This window comes from Xanthomonas euroxanthea (assembly GCF_900476395.1).
Taxonomy (GTDB): Bacteria; Pseudomonadota; Gammaproteobacteria; order Xanthomonadales; family Xanthomonadaceae; genus Xanthomonas; species Xanthomonas euroxanthea.
The window spans coordinates 138,178-154,341 of the sequence record NZ_UIHB01000001.1; the positions used below are offsets into that span (position 1 = coordinate 138,178).

Here is a 16,164-nt window from a genome sequence, read left to right on the forward strand (position 1 = left end):
GAAGACGCACGGCAGCTGCGGGTAGCCGCTGAGTGTAAGACCATCGGTGGGGCGGGTGGACGGCTGCGCGCCCGGCCGGCTGCAAGCGGGCAGGGCGTGCTTCCGTGACGATGGGGCGGCGTGGCAAGGTGCGGCCGCGCCGCAGCGACGACAGCGACGACAGGGCCGCGCGCCCACCTGCCGGAAGTCACTTTCTGCCTCCGTGCCATTGCCGCGCGGCCGCGCGGCCGTCAGCATCGCCGCATGACCTCGTCCCTGTTTCATTGCTTGCAACCGCTGCGTCTGGCCGGCGCGTTCACCATTGCCGCGGTGGCCTTGTCGTTCGTGCCCGACGCCTCACCGCAGGGCGCCTGGCGCTGGGGCGTGCTGGCCGGCTTCACCGCCTTGTTTCTGCTGCATACCGTGTTGCCGCCGCTGCATGCGTTGCGCACTGTCGCCACGCTGCTGCAGGCGGCCATGGCCCTGCTGCTGGTCTGGATGGAGCCGCGTGCCGGCACCGCCCCGGTGTTGCTGGTCATGCTGGTGGCGCAGGCGGGCATGACCTGGCCGCCGGCGCGCGTGCTGCTGCTGGCGCTGGCGTTGAACGCGGGCATGTATGCGCTGCTGGTGCAGGCCGGGTTCGAGCGCCCGTGGTTGATCGTCGGCATCTATGCCGGTTTCCAGGCCTTCGCCGCGCTGACCGCGCATTACGCGCGTACTGCCGAGCGCACCCGCGACGCGCTGGCCTACGTCAATGCCGACCTGCTGGCCACCCGCGCGCTGCTGGCCGACAGCGCGCGCGATGCCGAGCGCCTGCGCCTGGCGCGCGAGCTGCACGACGTGGCCGGGCACAAGCTCACCGCCATGCGCATCAATCTGCGCCTGCTCGGCGCCGACCCGGCACTGGCACGGCGCGAGGAGATCGCGGTGGTGGAGCGGTTGTCGGCCGAACTGCTGTCGGACATCCGCAACGTGGTGCAGTCGCTGCGCGACGACCAGGGCCTGGATCTGCAGACCGCCTTGCGCGCGCTGGCCGCACCGTTCCCGCGCCCGGCGCTGCGCCTGCAGATCGACCCGGCGGTGCGCATCACCGATGCCCGCGTGGCCGAGCTGCTGTTGCGGCTGGTGCAGGAGGCGCTGACCAACGCCGTGCGGCATGCCGACGCCAACGAGGTGGCCGTGCACCTGCACTGCGAGGGCGCGCAGCTGCACGTGGACATCCGCGACGATGGCCGCCGCGCCGAGCGCATCCGCGAAGGCAACGGCATCACCGGCATGCGCGAACGCCTGGCCGCCCTGCACGGGCGGCTCGAGCTCGGCCGCACCGCCCAGGGCGGCATGCACCTGATGGCGAGGCTGCCGGCATGAGTCCACGTCGCATCGCGCTGGCAGATGACCAGGTCCTGGTCCGCGCCGGCCTGCGCGCCCTGTTGCAGCAACAGGGCGTGGAGGTGGTCTGCGAGGCCGACGACGGCCAGGGCCTGCTGGACGCGCTGGTCAGCACCACCGTGGACGTGGTGCTCAGCGACATCCGCATGCCCGGCGTGGACGGCATCCAGGCGCTGCAGCAACTGCGCGCCCGTGGCGACCGCACCCCGGTGCTGCTGCTGACCACCTTCGACGACAGCGACCTGCTGCTGCGCGCCACCGAGGCCGGCGCGCAGGGCTTCCTGCTCAAGGACGCCGCCCCGGAAGACCTGCGCGAGGCGATCGAGCGGGTCGCCAACGGCGAGACCCTGCTGCAGCCGGTCAGCACCGACCCGGTGCGCGCGCGTTACCAGTTCCGCGACCAGCAGCCCCCGCGCGAGACCTTCAGCGAGCGCGAGGTGGCGATCCTGCGCCTGCTCGCCGGCGGCTATTCCAACAAGGAGATCGCCCGCACCCTGTTCCTGGCCGAGGGCACGGTGAAGAACTACGTCTCCACCATCCTGGAAAAGCTCGGCACCCGCGACCGCACGCGCGCGGTGTTGAAGGCGATCACGTTGCGGGTGATTTGAGGGCGGGGAATCGGGAATCGGGAATGGGGATTGGGGAATCGTAAGAGCGGGCTCTGCAGCGCTGCCGCCGCCGCGCGCGGGAACTGGCTCGACGCGCGGGCACATCGCCACCCGCCGCACGACGCTGTCTCGCCAGGTTGCATGGCGTTGTTTTATAGGGAATTTCCGGGTTCCGGCAGGATGGGGCAGCAACCGTAAGGTTGCCGTCAGGTCGCGTGGGCGGCCGGGCAGGAAGGTTGTCTGGCGGCCACCGAGGTCGCCCGGGGACGCGCCGCGCTCCGGTCCGCTGCGGAGTCCGTCATGCGCCTGGTCCGGTACCTGTGGGTGTTGAGCGTCGTGCTGTCCACCAGCGCCTGGGCGGCGCCCACCCAGGCCGACTTGCCGGTCGCCTGGGCCCAGGCCGCGCTGCATGTCCAGCCGCAAACCGAGCGCGACCTGCGGGTCAGCGTGGCGGCCTGCGCCGGGGCGGTGCGGGGCGCCGTGGCCCGCACCTGCGACGGCTGGTCCGCCCGCATCGATGCGCACGGGTGCGGCCCGGGGCTGGGCTGTCGGCCATGGGCAGGGCGTGGTGCTGGCGACCTCCGCGCGGGCATGCCCGGCGCGTGGTCCACCCGCGGCCAGCTCAAGGTGGCCTTCAGCAACGGAGCCGAGCGGGATGACCGGCAGCAGGCGGTGGCGAGCCACTGCGCCGCGCGCCTGGCGGACGTCCCGGCCGGCACCCAATCGCGCCCGCGGGACTGCGTGGGATGAGACGGCCTCGCCAGGCGCTGTTGGCTTCAACGCGGCAGGCTAGCTGTCGCCATCCACGGCTGGCCGGAGCACCCGGCAACACGCCCGCCAGCCAGGGCGCAGCGAGCTCCATCGGGACCGCCAGCAGGTTCCTCCCGTGGCAACGGGTGTGTGCGCATGTCGACATCAGGAGCCAGCGGCCGTGGTGTATCCACCACCGGCCGAGCCCTTGGGCATGCGCACGCTGTGCCCTGCCCACGCATTGCGGCAACACACCGCCTGGTGGCGAACCGCCAGGCCGGTGGCCAGCAGGGCTTACTGCAGGGGCGGGGTTTCCTGCGGGTTGATCTGCGGATCGTTGCCAACCTGGGGATCGCAGCTGAACCAGGTCTTCTTGTCCTTGCGGCTTTCGTCTTCGACGATGATGGTCAGGAAGATCAGTGTCGGCACGCTATTGGCATTGCTGACCTGCACGCTGCGGCCGTCGGGGCTGATCTTGGGTTCTCCGATCTGTTTCAAGGCATCGGAACTCAACAGGCTCTTGATCTTGAAATGCCTGGGGACGACGTCTTCATCGAAGTAATACAGCAGGGTCGATGCCTTGTCGTGCTTATCCACGATCAGCAGGTCCGGGGCGAAGCTGTAGAAATATTCGCCGGCACCGGTGTTGCCGCCGAATCCCACCCGTGCCACGGTGAGTTTGATCTTGAAATCTGTCATGAGCTGTCCTGTTCCTTGAAAAGCGGGGCATAGAGGGAGACGAACCCCGGGTGGCGGTAGCCCGCCTGATACAGCCATCCGAGCTGTTGCGTAACGGCACTGCGCTGGCCCAGATGCACCTGCGCGCGAATCCAGGGGTCCAGCAGGGTCTTGTCGCGGCTGTTGCCGATGTCGTTGCCCAGCACCGCCACCGCGCGCTGCCATGCCGCGCGTGCACCGTCGTCGTCGCCGGCAGCGGCGCGTTGTTCGCCATGCCACACCAGCGCTTGCGACAAGGCGGAGATGCCAAGCGGATCGTCGGGTCTGGCGCGATGCAGGGCATCCAGCCGCGCAACGATCTGATCAAGGTCGCCTGCGTGTGCGCCTGCGCGTCCGGTCTGTACGCGGTGCAGGCGCAGCGCAATGATGGCATCCAGCCATTGCCATTCGGGCAGCGGCTGGGCCTGTTGCAGCAGGCCAGCCATGGTCTGACGGGCCTGGCCAAGTTGCTGTTCGGCCTGACCGGGGCGCCCATCCAACGCGGCCACCCAGCCAGCCTGCGCGTAGGCATGCGCCAGATCGCGTTGCCATGTGTTGTTGTCCGGCTGCAGCGCCACCAGCGGTTGCAACATCCGCACGCTGTCCTGCGCATCGGTCTGCGCCTGTGCCAGGTGACCCCGCGCCACCGCCAGGTTGGAGGTGCGGATCAACGAACCCGCCAGACGCCGTCGCCAGGCATTGGCATCGGGGTCGTTCTCGACCAGCACGCGCAACATCGCGATTTGATCGCGGTAGCCCTGCTCGGCAGGCGCCAGCAGGCCCTGGTTCTCCTGTGCCAAGCTGAGCCATGACAAACTGTCGATCAACTCGTAGCGCAACGACGGGTTGTCCGGAGCACGCGCGATCAGCATGCGCTTGAGCGAGATGTCGCGCGCGAAAAAACCGATCGCCGTCGTGGTATCGCCGCGTGTGGTGGCCAGCGTGCCGAGATTGTTGAGCGCGTACGACAGCTCCAGCTGCCAGCGTTGGTCATCCGGCGCCGTGCGCACCAGCCATTCACTGGCCGTCAGATACTGCGACCAGTAAGTCTGCGCCAACGGGAACTGCTTGCTGCGGTAGGCCATGTTTCCCAGCCAATACGCCGCCTGGCCCATTTCCGCGCGCGCCTCCAAGGTATCTGGCGCTCGCATGCGTGCCTGCTCGGCAGTGGCGGCCGCACGCGTGAATGCCGCCTGCGCCTGGTCCAGCTTGCCCTGGTTCATCAGCACCTCGCCGGTGGTGCGCAGCGCGCGGGCGTGGTTGATCAGATCGCCTGGCTGCATGCTCGCGTTGGGCAGGTCTTCCAGGTAGCGCAGCGCGCGGCTGCCCACGCTGTCGAGCAGTTTCAGATTGCCCACCGTGCGCAATTGCTCGGCCAGGTCGCCCAGCATGTAGCTCACCAGTTGCTGGGCCTGGTCGCGCCGTTCTTCAGCCACCTGCTGCGCCTGCCGCGCCTGCCAGCCCAGCAGCAGCGAGGCACTTGCCAGCACCACCAGCAAGCTTGCCGCTGCCGCATACAGGCCGCGGCGGCGTCGCTGCGAGCGCTCGCAGGCATGCAGGAACGCGTGATCCAGCGCGTCCAGGTCCTGCGGCATGCGCCGCGCCGCCTCGCGCGCCTCGCTCAACGGGCGCCCGCTGTTGAGCAGGTGATCGCTGCGCCGGCCTTCGGCGGCCCAGCGTTGCGCAGCCAGTTGCAGCCGCTTGCGTGCCTGCAGCAGGCGGCGGTTTTCGTGGATCCACTCGGCCGCGCGCGGCCATTGCCGCAGCAAGGCCTCGTGCGCCACCGCAAAGCCGGGCTCGCCCGCCACCAGCTCGCTGACGAACAGGCGCGCATGCACGAAGGCCTCCACCAGCACGCGCGCTGCGCCGTGCGCCGGCAGGGCCGACCACAGCGCCCGCCGCGCGGTCACCGCATCGCTGTCGGGGTGGATCACGCTCAGCACGGTCAGCACCTTGCCCAATGCCGCCTGCGCGGCAGCCGGCAAGGCACGGAAGGTGTGCTCGGCATGGTGCGCCAAGGCGCCTTCCAGCCCGCCCAATGCGCGGTAGGCGGCGAAGGTCAGCAGGCCGTCGTCGCTGCGTTGCGCGTGCAAGGCATGCAGCAGATGCTGCAGCAACGGCAGGGCATCGGGCTGGCGCGCGGTGGCATCGCGCAGCACATCGTCCAGCCGGCTGGCGCTGTCGCGCTCTTCTTCGAAGCGCAGCCCGGCCATGGCCGCCGGCACGCGGATGATCTGGCCGATCTCGCCGTCGCGTGGCGGCAGCAGATCCACGTGTCCGTCGCCGCGCTTGAGCTCCACGATCTGCGGCAAGGCGTCGATCAGGCGCGGGTAGAAATCGCTGCGGGTGAGCATCAGCACCGCCACCTGCGCGCTGTCGCACAGCGCCTGCAAGGCGGCGGCCAGTGCGGCGCGGTCGGCATCGGTGATTCCCGGCGTGGCCACCAGCGCTTCTGCGTGATCGATCACCAGCAGCAGATGGCGCTGGGTCTGTGCGCTGTCGCGCGCTGGTGGGCGTTGACGCACCGCCTCGCCAATGGCCGCATGCAGCGGTGCAGGGCGCTGCAGCCACTCGGGCAACGCCGCCATCTGCGCCGGCGAAAACACCGCGCGCCCACCCGCTTCCCAGTCGCCGAGTGCGCGCGCCAGCGTGTCGAGCACATCGCCGCCACGGCATTGCGCCAGGTTGCAGTACGCCACCGCACTGGCTTCCAGGCCATCCAGCCCGCCGGGCTGCGCCAGCAACGGCACCACGCCGGCGCGCAGCAACGAGGTCTTGCCGCAGCCGCTGGCACCGCTCACCAGCACCAGCCCGCGCTGGCTGTGCAATTGCGCGCGCATCGCGCCCAGCACCTGCGCAATCGCATGGCTGCGGCCGAAGAAGACCTCGGCGTGTGCGGGATCGAACGCCTGCAGCCCCACGTAAGGGCTGCCGTGTCCCCACACCTGCGTGCCCATCACCGCACCGCGATAATCGTCGGGAAACACCACCTTGGGCAGCAGCCGGTATCCGCGCTTGCGGATGGTTTCGATGTAGCGCGGTTGGCGGCTGTCGTCGCCCAGCTTGCGGCGCAGTTGCGCGATGGTCTTGTGCACCGGATTGTCGCCGTAGAAGCTGCCGTGCCAGACCTCGATCAGCAACTGCTCGGCGCTGACCACCTCGCCGGCGCGCTCGGCCAGCGCGATCAGCACTTCCATCATGCGCGGTTCCAGCGCGATGGTCTGGCCGTCGTCGATCAGGGCAAGCCGCTCCGGCTCGACCAGCAAAGGCCCAAGCCGAAATCGCGGGACCGAGCCCAGCTGCGTGACGCGCTCGCTTCGAAGAGACATTCGCTCGGATACCGGTCGCACGGTGGGAGGAGCCTCGACGATCGCCATCAGGCGCGGCCAGGCACGGCACGGCAAGCGCAAACGTAGCACAGGCGCTCGGGCAGGAAATCGAGGGTGATCGGCGTTCGTTCGCGCCCGTGTATGGACGATGCCGGCCGCGGCAACGCGGCGTGCCGGGCGATGACGGGCGTCTTCACGCATGGCGATGCAGCCGCGTGTGGCGCGCCGCGGGCTGTCTCGCCGGCAAGCCGACGATGTGCGCGTGTTCGGTGCCTTGGCCTCACCATGCCGGTGCCACGCAGCACCCGCTCCGCACCGCCGGTGGCCAACGCCGCTCGCCCCAAAGTCCGTCACACGCACTAAAATGCCGCCAGCATCTTGCTGACCAGGAGTCCACGTTGATCATCCATCCCAAAGTGCGCGGCTTCATCTGCACCACCACGCATCCGCTTGGCTGCGAGCGCAATGTGCTCGAGCAGATCGCCGCCACGCGTGCGCGCGGCGTGCGCAATGACGGCCCGAAGAAGGTGCTGGTGATCGGCGCATCCAGCGGTTACGGCCTGGCCTCGCGCATCACCGCTGCGTTCGGCTTCGGCGCCGACACGCTGGGCGTGTTCTTCGAAAAACCCGGCAGCGCCAGCAAGGCCGGCACCGCCGGCTGGTACAACTCCGCTGCGTTCGACAAGCATGCCAAGGCCGCGGGCCTGTACAGCAAGTCGATCAACGGCGATGCGTTTTCCGATGCCGCGCGCGAGAAGGTCATCGAACTGATCAAGACCGAGATGGGCGGCCAGGTCGACCTGGTGGTGTATTCGCTGGCCTCGCCGGTGCGCAAGCTGCCCGGCAGCGGCGAAGTGAAGCGCTCGGCGCTCAAGCCGATCGGCCAGACCTATACCGCCACCGCCATCGACACCAACAAGGACACCATCATCCAGGCCTCGATCGAGCCGGCCAGCGCGCAGGAGATCGACGACACCGTCACCGTGATGGGCGGGCAGGACTGGGAGCTGTGGATCGATGCGCTGGACGGCGCCGGCGTGCTTGCCGATGGCGCACGTAGCGTGGCCTTCAGCTATATCGGCACCGAGATCACCTGGCCGATCTACTGGCACGGCGCGCTGGGCAAGGCCAAGGTCGACCTGGACCACACCGCGCAGCGCTTGAACGCGCGCCTGGCCAAGCGCGGCGGCAGCGCCAACGTGGCGGTGCTCAAGTCGGTGGTGACCCAGGCCAGCGCCGCGATCCCGGTGATGCCGCTGTACATCTCCATGGTCTACAAGATCATGAAGGAAAAGGGCCTGCACGAAGGCACCATCGAGCAGCTCGACCGCCTGTTCCGCGAGCGCCTGTACCGCGACGACGGCCAGCCCGCCGAGGTGGACGACGAAAACCGCCTGCGCCTGGACGACTGGGAACTGCGCGACGACGTGCAGGACGCCTGCAAGGCGCTCTGGCCGCAGGTCACCACCGAGAACCTGTTCCAGCTCACCGACTACGCCGGCTACAAGCACGAGTTCCTCAAGCTGTTCGGCTTCGAGCGTGACGATGTGGATTACGACGCCGATGTGGAGACGGACGTGAAGTTCGACTGCATCGAGTTGGGGTGAGGCGCGGGAATCGGGATTGGGGAATCGGAAAAGCCGCAGGTTGCTGCATCGCTGAGATCCTAGGCGCACCCGGATCGATTACGGCAAGGGCAACGGGCACGCGATGCCGGTTACCCTTGCTGTGACGAATCCCCACTGCAAGCACCAGCCCGCCGGCCCGTGAGCGCGTCAGACCCGACGCGCCGCGCTCGGTGGGCAACCAATCCGGAAAGTAACGCGGAAAGTCAGCGCTCTTGAGCTCCTACGATTCCCGATTCCCCACTCCCGATTCACCGCCTCACATCAAACCGTGCATCCCCCACGCAGGCCTGCACATCGGCCACCGAGAGCGGATTGAAATCGCCGGGGATCGAGTGCTTCAGGCAGCCTGCTGCCAGGCCGAAGCGCACCGTATCGTCCAGTGACCAGCCTGCGATCAGGCCGTGCAGCACGCCGGCGGCGAACGCATCGCCGCCGCCGATGCGGTCGATGATCGGGCTCAGTTCCTCACTCGGCGCGCGCGCCACCGCACCACTGCGCGGCACCAGCAGCGCGCCCAGGCTGTGGTGGTCCACGTTGTGCGTCACGCGCTGGGTGCAGGCCATCAACTGCAGCTGCGGGAATGCGGCAAACGCCTGCTGCGCCGCCGCTTCCACCCGCGCTTCCAGCGTGTCCTGAGGAAACTCGCCGCCCAGCACCACGCCGATGTCGCGGTAGTCGGCAAACACCACATCCGCACAGGCGAACAGCTGGTGCAGGATGCCGCGCGCATCGCCCTGCCAGCGTTGCCATAGTTTGGGCCGGTAGTTGCCGTCGAACGAGACCTTGACCCCGGCCGCCCGCGCCGCGCGTGCCGCCGCCAGCGTGGCCTGCGCCACGTCCGCGCCCAGCGCCGGGCTGACCCCGGACAGGTGCAGCCACTGCACGCCCTCCAGCAGGGCCGGCCAGTCGTAGGCATCGGCCGGGGCCAGCGCAAACGCCGAATCGGCGCGGTCGTAGACCACCTCGCTGGGGCGGTGGATCGCACCGGTGGTCAGGAAGTACAGCCCCATGCGGCCGTCCACCCGCCGCACATGCCGCGTGTCCACGTCGTGGCGGCGCAGTTCCCCCAGCACCGCCGCGCCCAGCGGGTTGTCCGCCACGGTGCTGACCATGGCCACGTCATGGCCGAAATGCGCCAGCGACACGCCGACATTGGCCTCGGCCCCGCCGCAATGCACGTCCAGCCGCGGCTGCTGCAGCAGCAGCTCGTGACCAGGCGCCCCCAGGCGCAGCAACAACTCTCCAAAGCACAGGATACGGGCACGACTCATGCGGCAATTACCTCGGCTGTGTGGTGCGTCACGGTGTGGGGGAACCGCTGCGCGTCAGGATGACCATCGGTGTCATTCTAGCCGGCGCCAAACGCGCCGGGCGAGGCCCATGATGCGACGCGCAGTGACCGCTTGCACCCCTTTTGGGCAAATTCGGTGACGTTTTCTGCTGCGCTGCAAGATGTTACGGGAGGATTCAGCTGGTAACGTCGTTTTGACCAGCGGTGTCATTACCGCTCACAACCAGACTTTCATGTTGTTCATGGACCCTTGGGAGGGGAGGACATGCAATTTCGGACCACCAGCCGGAAGACACCGGTTACCTTGCTGGCGTTGTCGATCGGCCTTGCGCTGAGCGGCCACCTGGCAGCACAAGACACCACCCAAGCGCCTGCAGAACCGGCCGTCGACCTGGACACCGTCACGGTGACCGGCTATCGCGCCTCGGTGGAAAAGGCCCTGGACATCAAGCGCGGCGAAGCCGGCGTGGTCGATGCGATTGTCGCCGAGGACATCGGCAAGTTCCCCGACCTCAACCTGGCCGAATCGCTGCAGCGCATCCCCGGCGTGGTGATCACCCGTGAGGCCGGCGAGGGCCGCGCCATCTCGGTGCGTGGCCTGGGCCCGGAGTTCACCCGCGTGCGCATCAACGGCATGGAAGCGCTCACCACCGTCGGTGCCGGCGACCAGAGCGGCGGCACCAACCGCGGCCGCGGCTTCGACTTCAACGTGTTCGCCTCGGACCTGTTCTCGCAGCTGATCGCCCGCAAGACGGCCTCGGCCGATGTGGAAGAAGGCTCGCTCGGCGCCACCGTCGACCTGCGCACCGCGCGTCCGTTCGATTACAACGGCTTCACCTTCGCCGCCAGCGGCCAGGCCGCCTACAACGCCATGGCCGAGAAGGCCAACCCGCGCGTGGCCGCGCTGATCGCCAACACCTGGGCCGACAACACCTTCGGCGCCCTGCTGTCGGTGGCCTACACCGAGCGCGAGGTGCTGGAAGAGGGCTCCAACACCGGCCGCTGGGCCAATGGTCCGAGCAACGGCGGCTTCAGCGCCACCTCGCCGTTCGCCGCGGCGCGCTCGGCCGATGTCTACCACCCGCGCTTCCCGCGCTATACCCAGCAGATCCACGACCAGCAGCGCCTGGGCGTCACCGGCGCGTTGCAGTGGAAGCCGACCGACCGCACCACGCTGTCGCTGGACATGCTGTATTCCAAGATCGACGCCAAGCGCGACGAGCGTTACATCGAAGCGATCTCCTTCAGCCGCGGCGGCAATGCACGCCCGGTGCTGGTCGGCAAGCCGGCCACGGTCGTGCGTAATGGCGAGGTCCGCAACAACGCCCTGGTGTACGGCGAATTCGACAATGTCGATATCCGTACCGAAAACCGCCACGACGAGTGGAACACCGAGTTCAGGCAGGTCAGCCTGGACCTGGAGCATCGTTTCAACGACGACTTCAGCATCAATGCCCGGGTCGGTACCTCGCGCTCGGCGCACGAGAACCCGGTGCAGACCACCATCATCATGGACAAGTACGACGTCGACGGCTACAGCTACGACTACCGTGGCAACAGCCGCGCGCCGGTGCTGAACTACGGCATCAACCCGACCGATCCCACCGGCTGGGAACTGGCCGAAATCCGCCTGCGTCCGCAGACGGTGGACAACGACTTCGACACCGGCCAGATCGACTTCAACTGGAACATCAGCCCCGGCTTCCGCCTCAAGGGCGGCGTGCTGGCCAAGAACTACACCTTCAGCACCGTGGAGCTGCGCCGCGCCAACGAACTGGCCGTGCCCACCTTCGCCAATGGCACGCGCATCGTGCCGGCCGATCTCACCGAACAAGCCGGGCTCAAGGGCATCAACGGCAGCCCCTCCAACTGGGTGGTGCCCAACCTGGATGCGGTGGCCGACCTGTTCGGCATCTACAGCAACAGCGGCAGCTTCGCCGTGGCCCCGCGCGTCAACAACAGCCGCAGCGTCGAGGAAAAGGACCGCGGCGTGTGGTTGATGGGCGAGTTCTCCACCGACCTGGGGTCGATTCCGTTCTCCGGTAACTTCGGCGTGCGCTATGTGGAGACCGAGCAGGAATCCACCGGCTATGCCTTGATCAACAACGCACCGGCGCTGACCACCGTGGGCCGCAAGTACAGCAACACGCTGCCCTCGTTCAACCTGGTCGCCGAGCTGGCGCCTGACCTGCTGCTGCGTCTTGGCGCGGCCAAGGTCATGAGCCGTCCCGGCCTGGGCAGCCTCACCCCCGGCGTGACCGTGGCGGTGGCCGGCGGTGCGCGTACCGTGGCCGGCGGCAATCCGGACCTGGACCCGATCGAGGCCACCAACGTCGACCTCGGCCTGGAGTGGTACTTCAACGAAGGCGCCATGCTCGGTGTCGGCCTGTTCTACAAGGACATCGAGAGCTTCATCCAGACCGCGCGCGAAGTGCGCCCGTATTCCAGCAGCGGCCTGCCGGCTTCCCTGCTGGAAGGCACCGGTGCCACCGTCAACGACGACTTCGCCTTCAGCATCCCGCTCAACACCCCGGGCGGCGAATTGAAGGGCGTGGAAGCCAACTACACCCAGCCCTTCACCTTCCTGCCGGGCAAGTGGGCCAACCTGGGCGTGCAGCTCAACTACACCTGGGTCGATTCGAAGATCCAGTACCTGGCCAGCAGCGGCGCGCCGGTGATGAAGAACGACCTGCTCGGGCTGTCGCGCTCGTCGTGGAATGCCACGTTGTTCTACGAAGGTGAGTCCTTCGCCGGGCGCGTGTCGGCCACCAACCGCGACGACTACCTCACCCAGGCACCGGGTGCGGAAACCGGCTTCAACGTCGACGGCGTGCACGGCATGACCGGCACCACCATCCTCGACGCCTCGCTGCGCTACAAGATCAGCAAGCAGCTGGAGCTGAGCCTGGAAGGCATCAACCTCACCAACGAGGCCTCCGACGAGTGGGTGTCCTCGCCACGCACCGGCCAGCTGCCGCTGCAGTACGCCGAAACCGGCCGCCAGTACCTGCTGGGCCTGCGCTACAAGTTCTGACCCGCTGCCTCCCCGCTGCGCACACGCGCAGCGGGCCCTTATTCCAACGCTTGATCGTCGTGGATGCGGTGCCCTGGCGCACGCATGCAACGCGGTGGGCGTGATGTTCGAAACGTCCAGCAAGAACGCAGCGCGCTTGCGCAGCGGTGTTGCTGGTCGCCCATTGCGACGCCATGGCCTTGGGGGGCTGAGCGCGTCATTGCAGCCAGTGCCATGGAGAGAGCCGCATCATGCATGTCCGTTCGCGTCGTTCCGCCTCCGTGGCGGCCGCTCGCCTGCCCACCGCGCGTCTGTCGGTGGCCATCGTCCTGGCACTGCATGCGGCCGCTGCCGTCGCGCAGACCACACCGGCCACACCGCCCACCGATGCGGTGGACCTGGACCGCGTGCAGGTCAAGGCCACCTACCGCGAAAGTCTGCAGCAATCGCTCGATGCCAAGCGCTACAGCGTGGAGCAGGTGGATGCCATCTATGCCGAAGACATCGGCAAGTTTCCCGATCTGAACCTGGCCGAATCGATGCAGCGCATCGCCGGCGTCTCCATCGACCGCGAAGGCGGCGAGGGCAAGCAGATCTCCGTGCGCGGCCTGGGCTCGGACTTCACCCGCGTGCGCATCAACGGGCTGGAAGCGCTGGCCACTGCCGGCAGCGGCAGCGATGGCGTCAACCGCAGCCGCGGTTTCGACTTCAACACCTTCGCTTCCGAGCTGTTCAGCCGCGTCACCATCAGCAAGACCCAGTCGGCGCAGATGGACGAAGGCTCACTGGGCGCCACCGTCGACCTGCGCGGCTCGCGCCCGTTCGACTTCGACGGCTTCGAAGCGGCCGCCTCCACGCAATACGGCTACAACGACCTCTCGCGCGAAAAGGACCCGCGTTTCTCCGGCCTGATCAGCAACATCTGGGCCGATGGCCGCGTCGGCGCGCTGATGTCGGTGTCCTACAGCGAGCGCCACCTGCGCGAGGAAGGCTACAACCCGGTGCGCTGGGAGCACGGCAACTACCGCAACTCCAACCAGAGCACCGCCACCAACAACGGCACCTATGGCTTCTGTTCGCCGGTGGGCTACAACCCGCAGACCCCGCGCAACCCGCTGGCCAACGAAACCCCTGCCGGGGTCGGCTCGCAGGCCAACCAGGACCGCAACAACGGCTGGGGCAGCTACGGCATCAGCGCCACCAACTGCGGCACCGGCATCCCGCGCCCGGCCAACACGCCGGAGAACATCCAGGCCTACGAAACCGCCACCAACGCCTGGATTCCGCGCTACCCGCGCTACATCCGCACCGATCACGAGATCAAGCGCCTGGGCGTCACCGGCGCGCTGCAATTCAAGGTCAGCGACGACACCCTGCTGAACTTCGACATGCTGTATTCCAAGCTGGACAAGGACCAGCGCGAAGACTCGGTCGGTGCCAACCTGCACCGCACCGCCAACTTCGGCGGCAAGACCCAGATCGCGGTGCGCGAAGCGCAGGTGGACGACCAGAACCGCCTCACCTACGGCGTGTTCGACAACGTCGACTTCCGCACCGAATCCAGCAACATCGAAGAATCCACCGAGTTCAAGCAATTCAGCCTGGACCTGCAGCACCGCTTCAACGACCAGGTGCGCGTCAATGCATTGGTCGGCCACTCGACCTCGGACTACGAACGCCCCGAGTTTTCGATGGTGAGCTTCGACAACACCAATCTCGATGGCTTTGTGCTCGATCGTCGCAATGGTGGCGATTACCCGAGCATGAGCTTCCCGTTCGATGCGGGTAACCCCAACAACTGGCAGTGGCTGGGCTATGGCGCAGTGCCGGTCAACAGCAACGGCACCGCGCGCGGCACCAACATCAGCGAGGTGCGGCTCAACCCGCAGTCGGTGAACAACACCTTCGATACCGCCAAGGTGGATCTGGAATTCAACATCAGCCCCACCTTCACCTTCCGCACCGGGCTGGCCTACAAGAACTACGACATGGACACGTCGGAGTCGCGCAACATCTCCTACGGGCGCCTGGCGCAGGCCTTGCCGGCCGGCGTGGGCGTGGGCGATTTGAGCACCAACCTGGACGGCTTCGGCCGCAGCTTGAACGGCAGCTTCCCCACCACCTGGGTGATTCCGGATTTCCAGAAGGTCGCCGACCTGCTCAACATCAATTGCGACTGCGACACCGGCGTGCCCGGCGGCGACTACCGCCTGGCCGATGTCGGCCACTTCGGCTCGTCCAACAACAACTTCGCCGTCAACGAAAAGAGCCTGGGCACCTACCTGCAGCTGGACTTCAACACCGACCTGTGGGGCCGCGCGCTGCGTGGCAACCTGGGCGTGCGCTATGTGCAGACGCAGATCGCCGCCAGCGGCTATGCGCCGTGCACGGCCACCGCGGCCGGCGCCATCTCGCCCAACTGCGAATCGTTCTTCGGTGTGGCCAGCGCCACCGCCGCGGCCGGCGAGCGCCTGCTGGTGCCCACCACGGTCAACCACAACTACCGCGACATCCTGCCCTCGTTGAATCTCTCGTGGGATGTCAGCGACGAGGTGGTGCTGCGCTTCGGCGCGGCCAAGACCATGGCGCGCCCCACGCTGGCGTATCTGTCGCCCAGCGTCAGCGGCGGCCCTACGCAGTATTTCGACGACGGGCGGTTTTTCTCGATCAACCTGGGCAACCCCAAGCTCGACCCGTTCCGTTCCACCAACTACGACCTCAGCGCCGAGTGGTATTTCCGCGAGGGTTCGCTGCTGTCGGCAGCGGTGTTCTACAAGGACATCGACAGCTACGTGCAGCGCACCCGCGTGCTCAGCACCTGGGAAGCGATGGGCTACTCGCTGGACCTGCTCCCCGCAGGCTTCACGCCGGACACCATCTTCAACGTGCAGAGCTACTTCAACACGCCCGGCGGCCCGCTCAAGGGCTTCGAGCTGACCTACCAGCAGGCCTTCGACTTCTTGCCCGGCTTCTGGCGCAACTTCGGCATCCAGCTCAACTACACCCAGGTCGATTCCAAGATCAATTACCTGTTCAGTACCGCCGGCAGCAGCAATACCAGCATCACCACCACCGCCACCGAGCGCGACCTGCTCAACCTCTCGCCGCAGTCCTACAACGCTACCGTCTACTACGACGACGGCCGCTTCAGTGCGCGCGTGTCCACCAGTTATCGCGATGGCTACATCAACAACATCCTGGCCCAGGAAGACGTCTACGACCTGGATGGCAAGCGCCTGGTCACCGCCGACGTGACCGGCAAATACAGCGTGGAAAACGTGGATTTCAACATGTCCTACAAGCTCAACGACCAGCTGTCGCTGACGTTTGAGGCCATCAACCTGCTCGACACACCCGACCGCCGCTACGTCGATTCCACGCTGGAGCTGCCCGACAAGTACACCGTCACCGGGCGCCAGTACTACATCGGCGCGCGCTACAAGTTCTGACAGGAGCAACG

The 16,164-nt window shown here is 67.3% G+C and carries 10 protein-coding genes; 7 read left to right on the forward strand and 3 right to left on the reverse strand.

Going from position 1 to position 16,164, the window contains the following annotated elements; genetic code table 11:
• Window positions 1-243: 243 nt before the first annotated feature.
• The 4 genes from CPBF1521_RS00560 (at window position 244) to CPBF1521_RS00570 (ending at window position 2,726) form a co-directional block, all read left to right on the forward strand.
• Window positions 244-1,347: a sensor histidine kinase gene (locus CPBF1521_RS00560; RefSeq protein ID WP_235858370.1), complete on the forward strand. Its 1,104-nt coding sequence runs from the start codon at window positions 244-246 to the stop codon at window positions 1,345-1,347.
• Window positions 1,344-1,976 carry a response regulator transcription factor gene (locus CPBF1521_RS00565; RefSeq protein ID WP_115675562.1) on the forward strand — a complete coding sequence of 211 codons (633 nt, stop codon included), beginning with the start codon at window positions 1,344-1,346 and terminating at the stop codon, window positions 1,974-1,976. The genes CPBF1521_RS00560 and CPBF1521_RS00565 overlap by 4 nt, the downstream gene beginning before the upstream one ends.
• A gap of 53 nt (window positions 1,977-2,029) precedes the next feature.
• Window positions 2,030-2,134: a hypothetical protein gene (locus tag CPBF1521_RS21810; protein WP_353961342.1), complete on the forward strand. Its 105-nt coding sequence runs from the start codon at window positions 2,030-2,032 to the stop codon at window positions 2,132-2,134.
• Window positions 2,135-2,276: 142 nt separating this feature from the next.
• A complete protein-coding gene (locus tag CPBF1521_RS00570; RefSeq protein ID WP_235858371.1) occupies window positions 2,277-2,726 on the forward strand; it encodes a hypothetical protein in 450 nt (149 codons plus the stop codon).
• Window positions 2,727-3,020: 294 nt separating this feature from the next.
• Here CPBF1521_RS00570 and CPBF1521_RS00575 read toward each other — a convergent pair whose 3' ends face one another.
• Both CPBF1521_RS00575 and CPBF1521_RS00580 read right to left on the reverse strand, forming a co-directional pair.
• Complete coding sequence (locus tag CPBF1521_RS00575; protein WP_115675563.1) at window positions 3,021-3,425, reverse strand: hypothetical protein; 405 nt, start codon at window positions 3,423-3,425, stop codon at window positions 3,021-3,023.
• A complete protein-coding gene (locus CPBF1521_RS00580) occupies window positions 3,422-6,772 on the reverse strand; it encodes an nSTAND1 domain-containing NTPase (RefSeq protein ID WP_115675564.1) in 3,351 nt (1,116 codons plus the stop codon). The genes CPBF1521_RS00575 and CPBF1521_RS00580 overlap by 4 nt, the downstream gene beginning before the upstream one ends.
• Before the next feature lie 398 nt (window positions 6,773-7,170).
• Between CPBF1521_RS00580 and fabV the strand changes: the two genes are divergently transcribed.
• A complete protein-coding gene (fabV, locus tag CPBF1521_RS00585; protein ID WP_115675565.1) occupies window positions 7,171-8,379 on the forward strand; it encodes an enoyl-ACP reductase FabV in 1,209 nt (402 codons plus the stop codon).
• A gap of 269 nt (window positions 8,380-8,648) precedes the next feature.
• Here fabV and CPBF1521_RS00590 read toward each other — a convergent pair whose 3' ends face one another.
• A complete protein-coding gene (locus CPBF1521_RS00590) occupies window positions 8,649-9,671 on the reverse strand; it encodes a sugar kinase (protein WP_115675566.1) in 1,023 nt (340 codons plus the stop codon).
• Between the two features lie 285 nt (window positions 9,672-9,956).
• Between CPBF1521_RS00590 and CPBF1521_RS00595 the strand changes: the two genes are divergently transcribed.
• Together CPBF1521_RS00595 and CPBF1521_RS00600 are read left to right on the forward strand one after the other, a co-directional pair.
• A complete protein-coding gene (locus tag CPBF1521_RS00595; protein WP_115675567.1) occupies window positions 9,957-12,725 on the forward strand; it encodes a TonB-dependent receptor in 2,769 nt (922 codons plus the stop codon).
• Window positions 12,726-12,955: 230 nt separating this feature from the next.
• Complete coding sequence (locus CPBF1521_RS00600; RefSeq protein ID WP_115675568.1) at window positions 12,956-16,153, forward strand: TonB-dependent receptor; 3,198 nt, start codon at window positions 12,956-12,958, stop codon at window positions 16,151-16,153.
• Window positions 16,154-16,164: the final 11 nt, after the last annotated feature.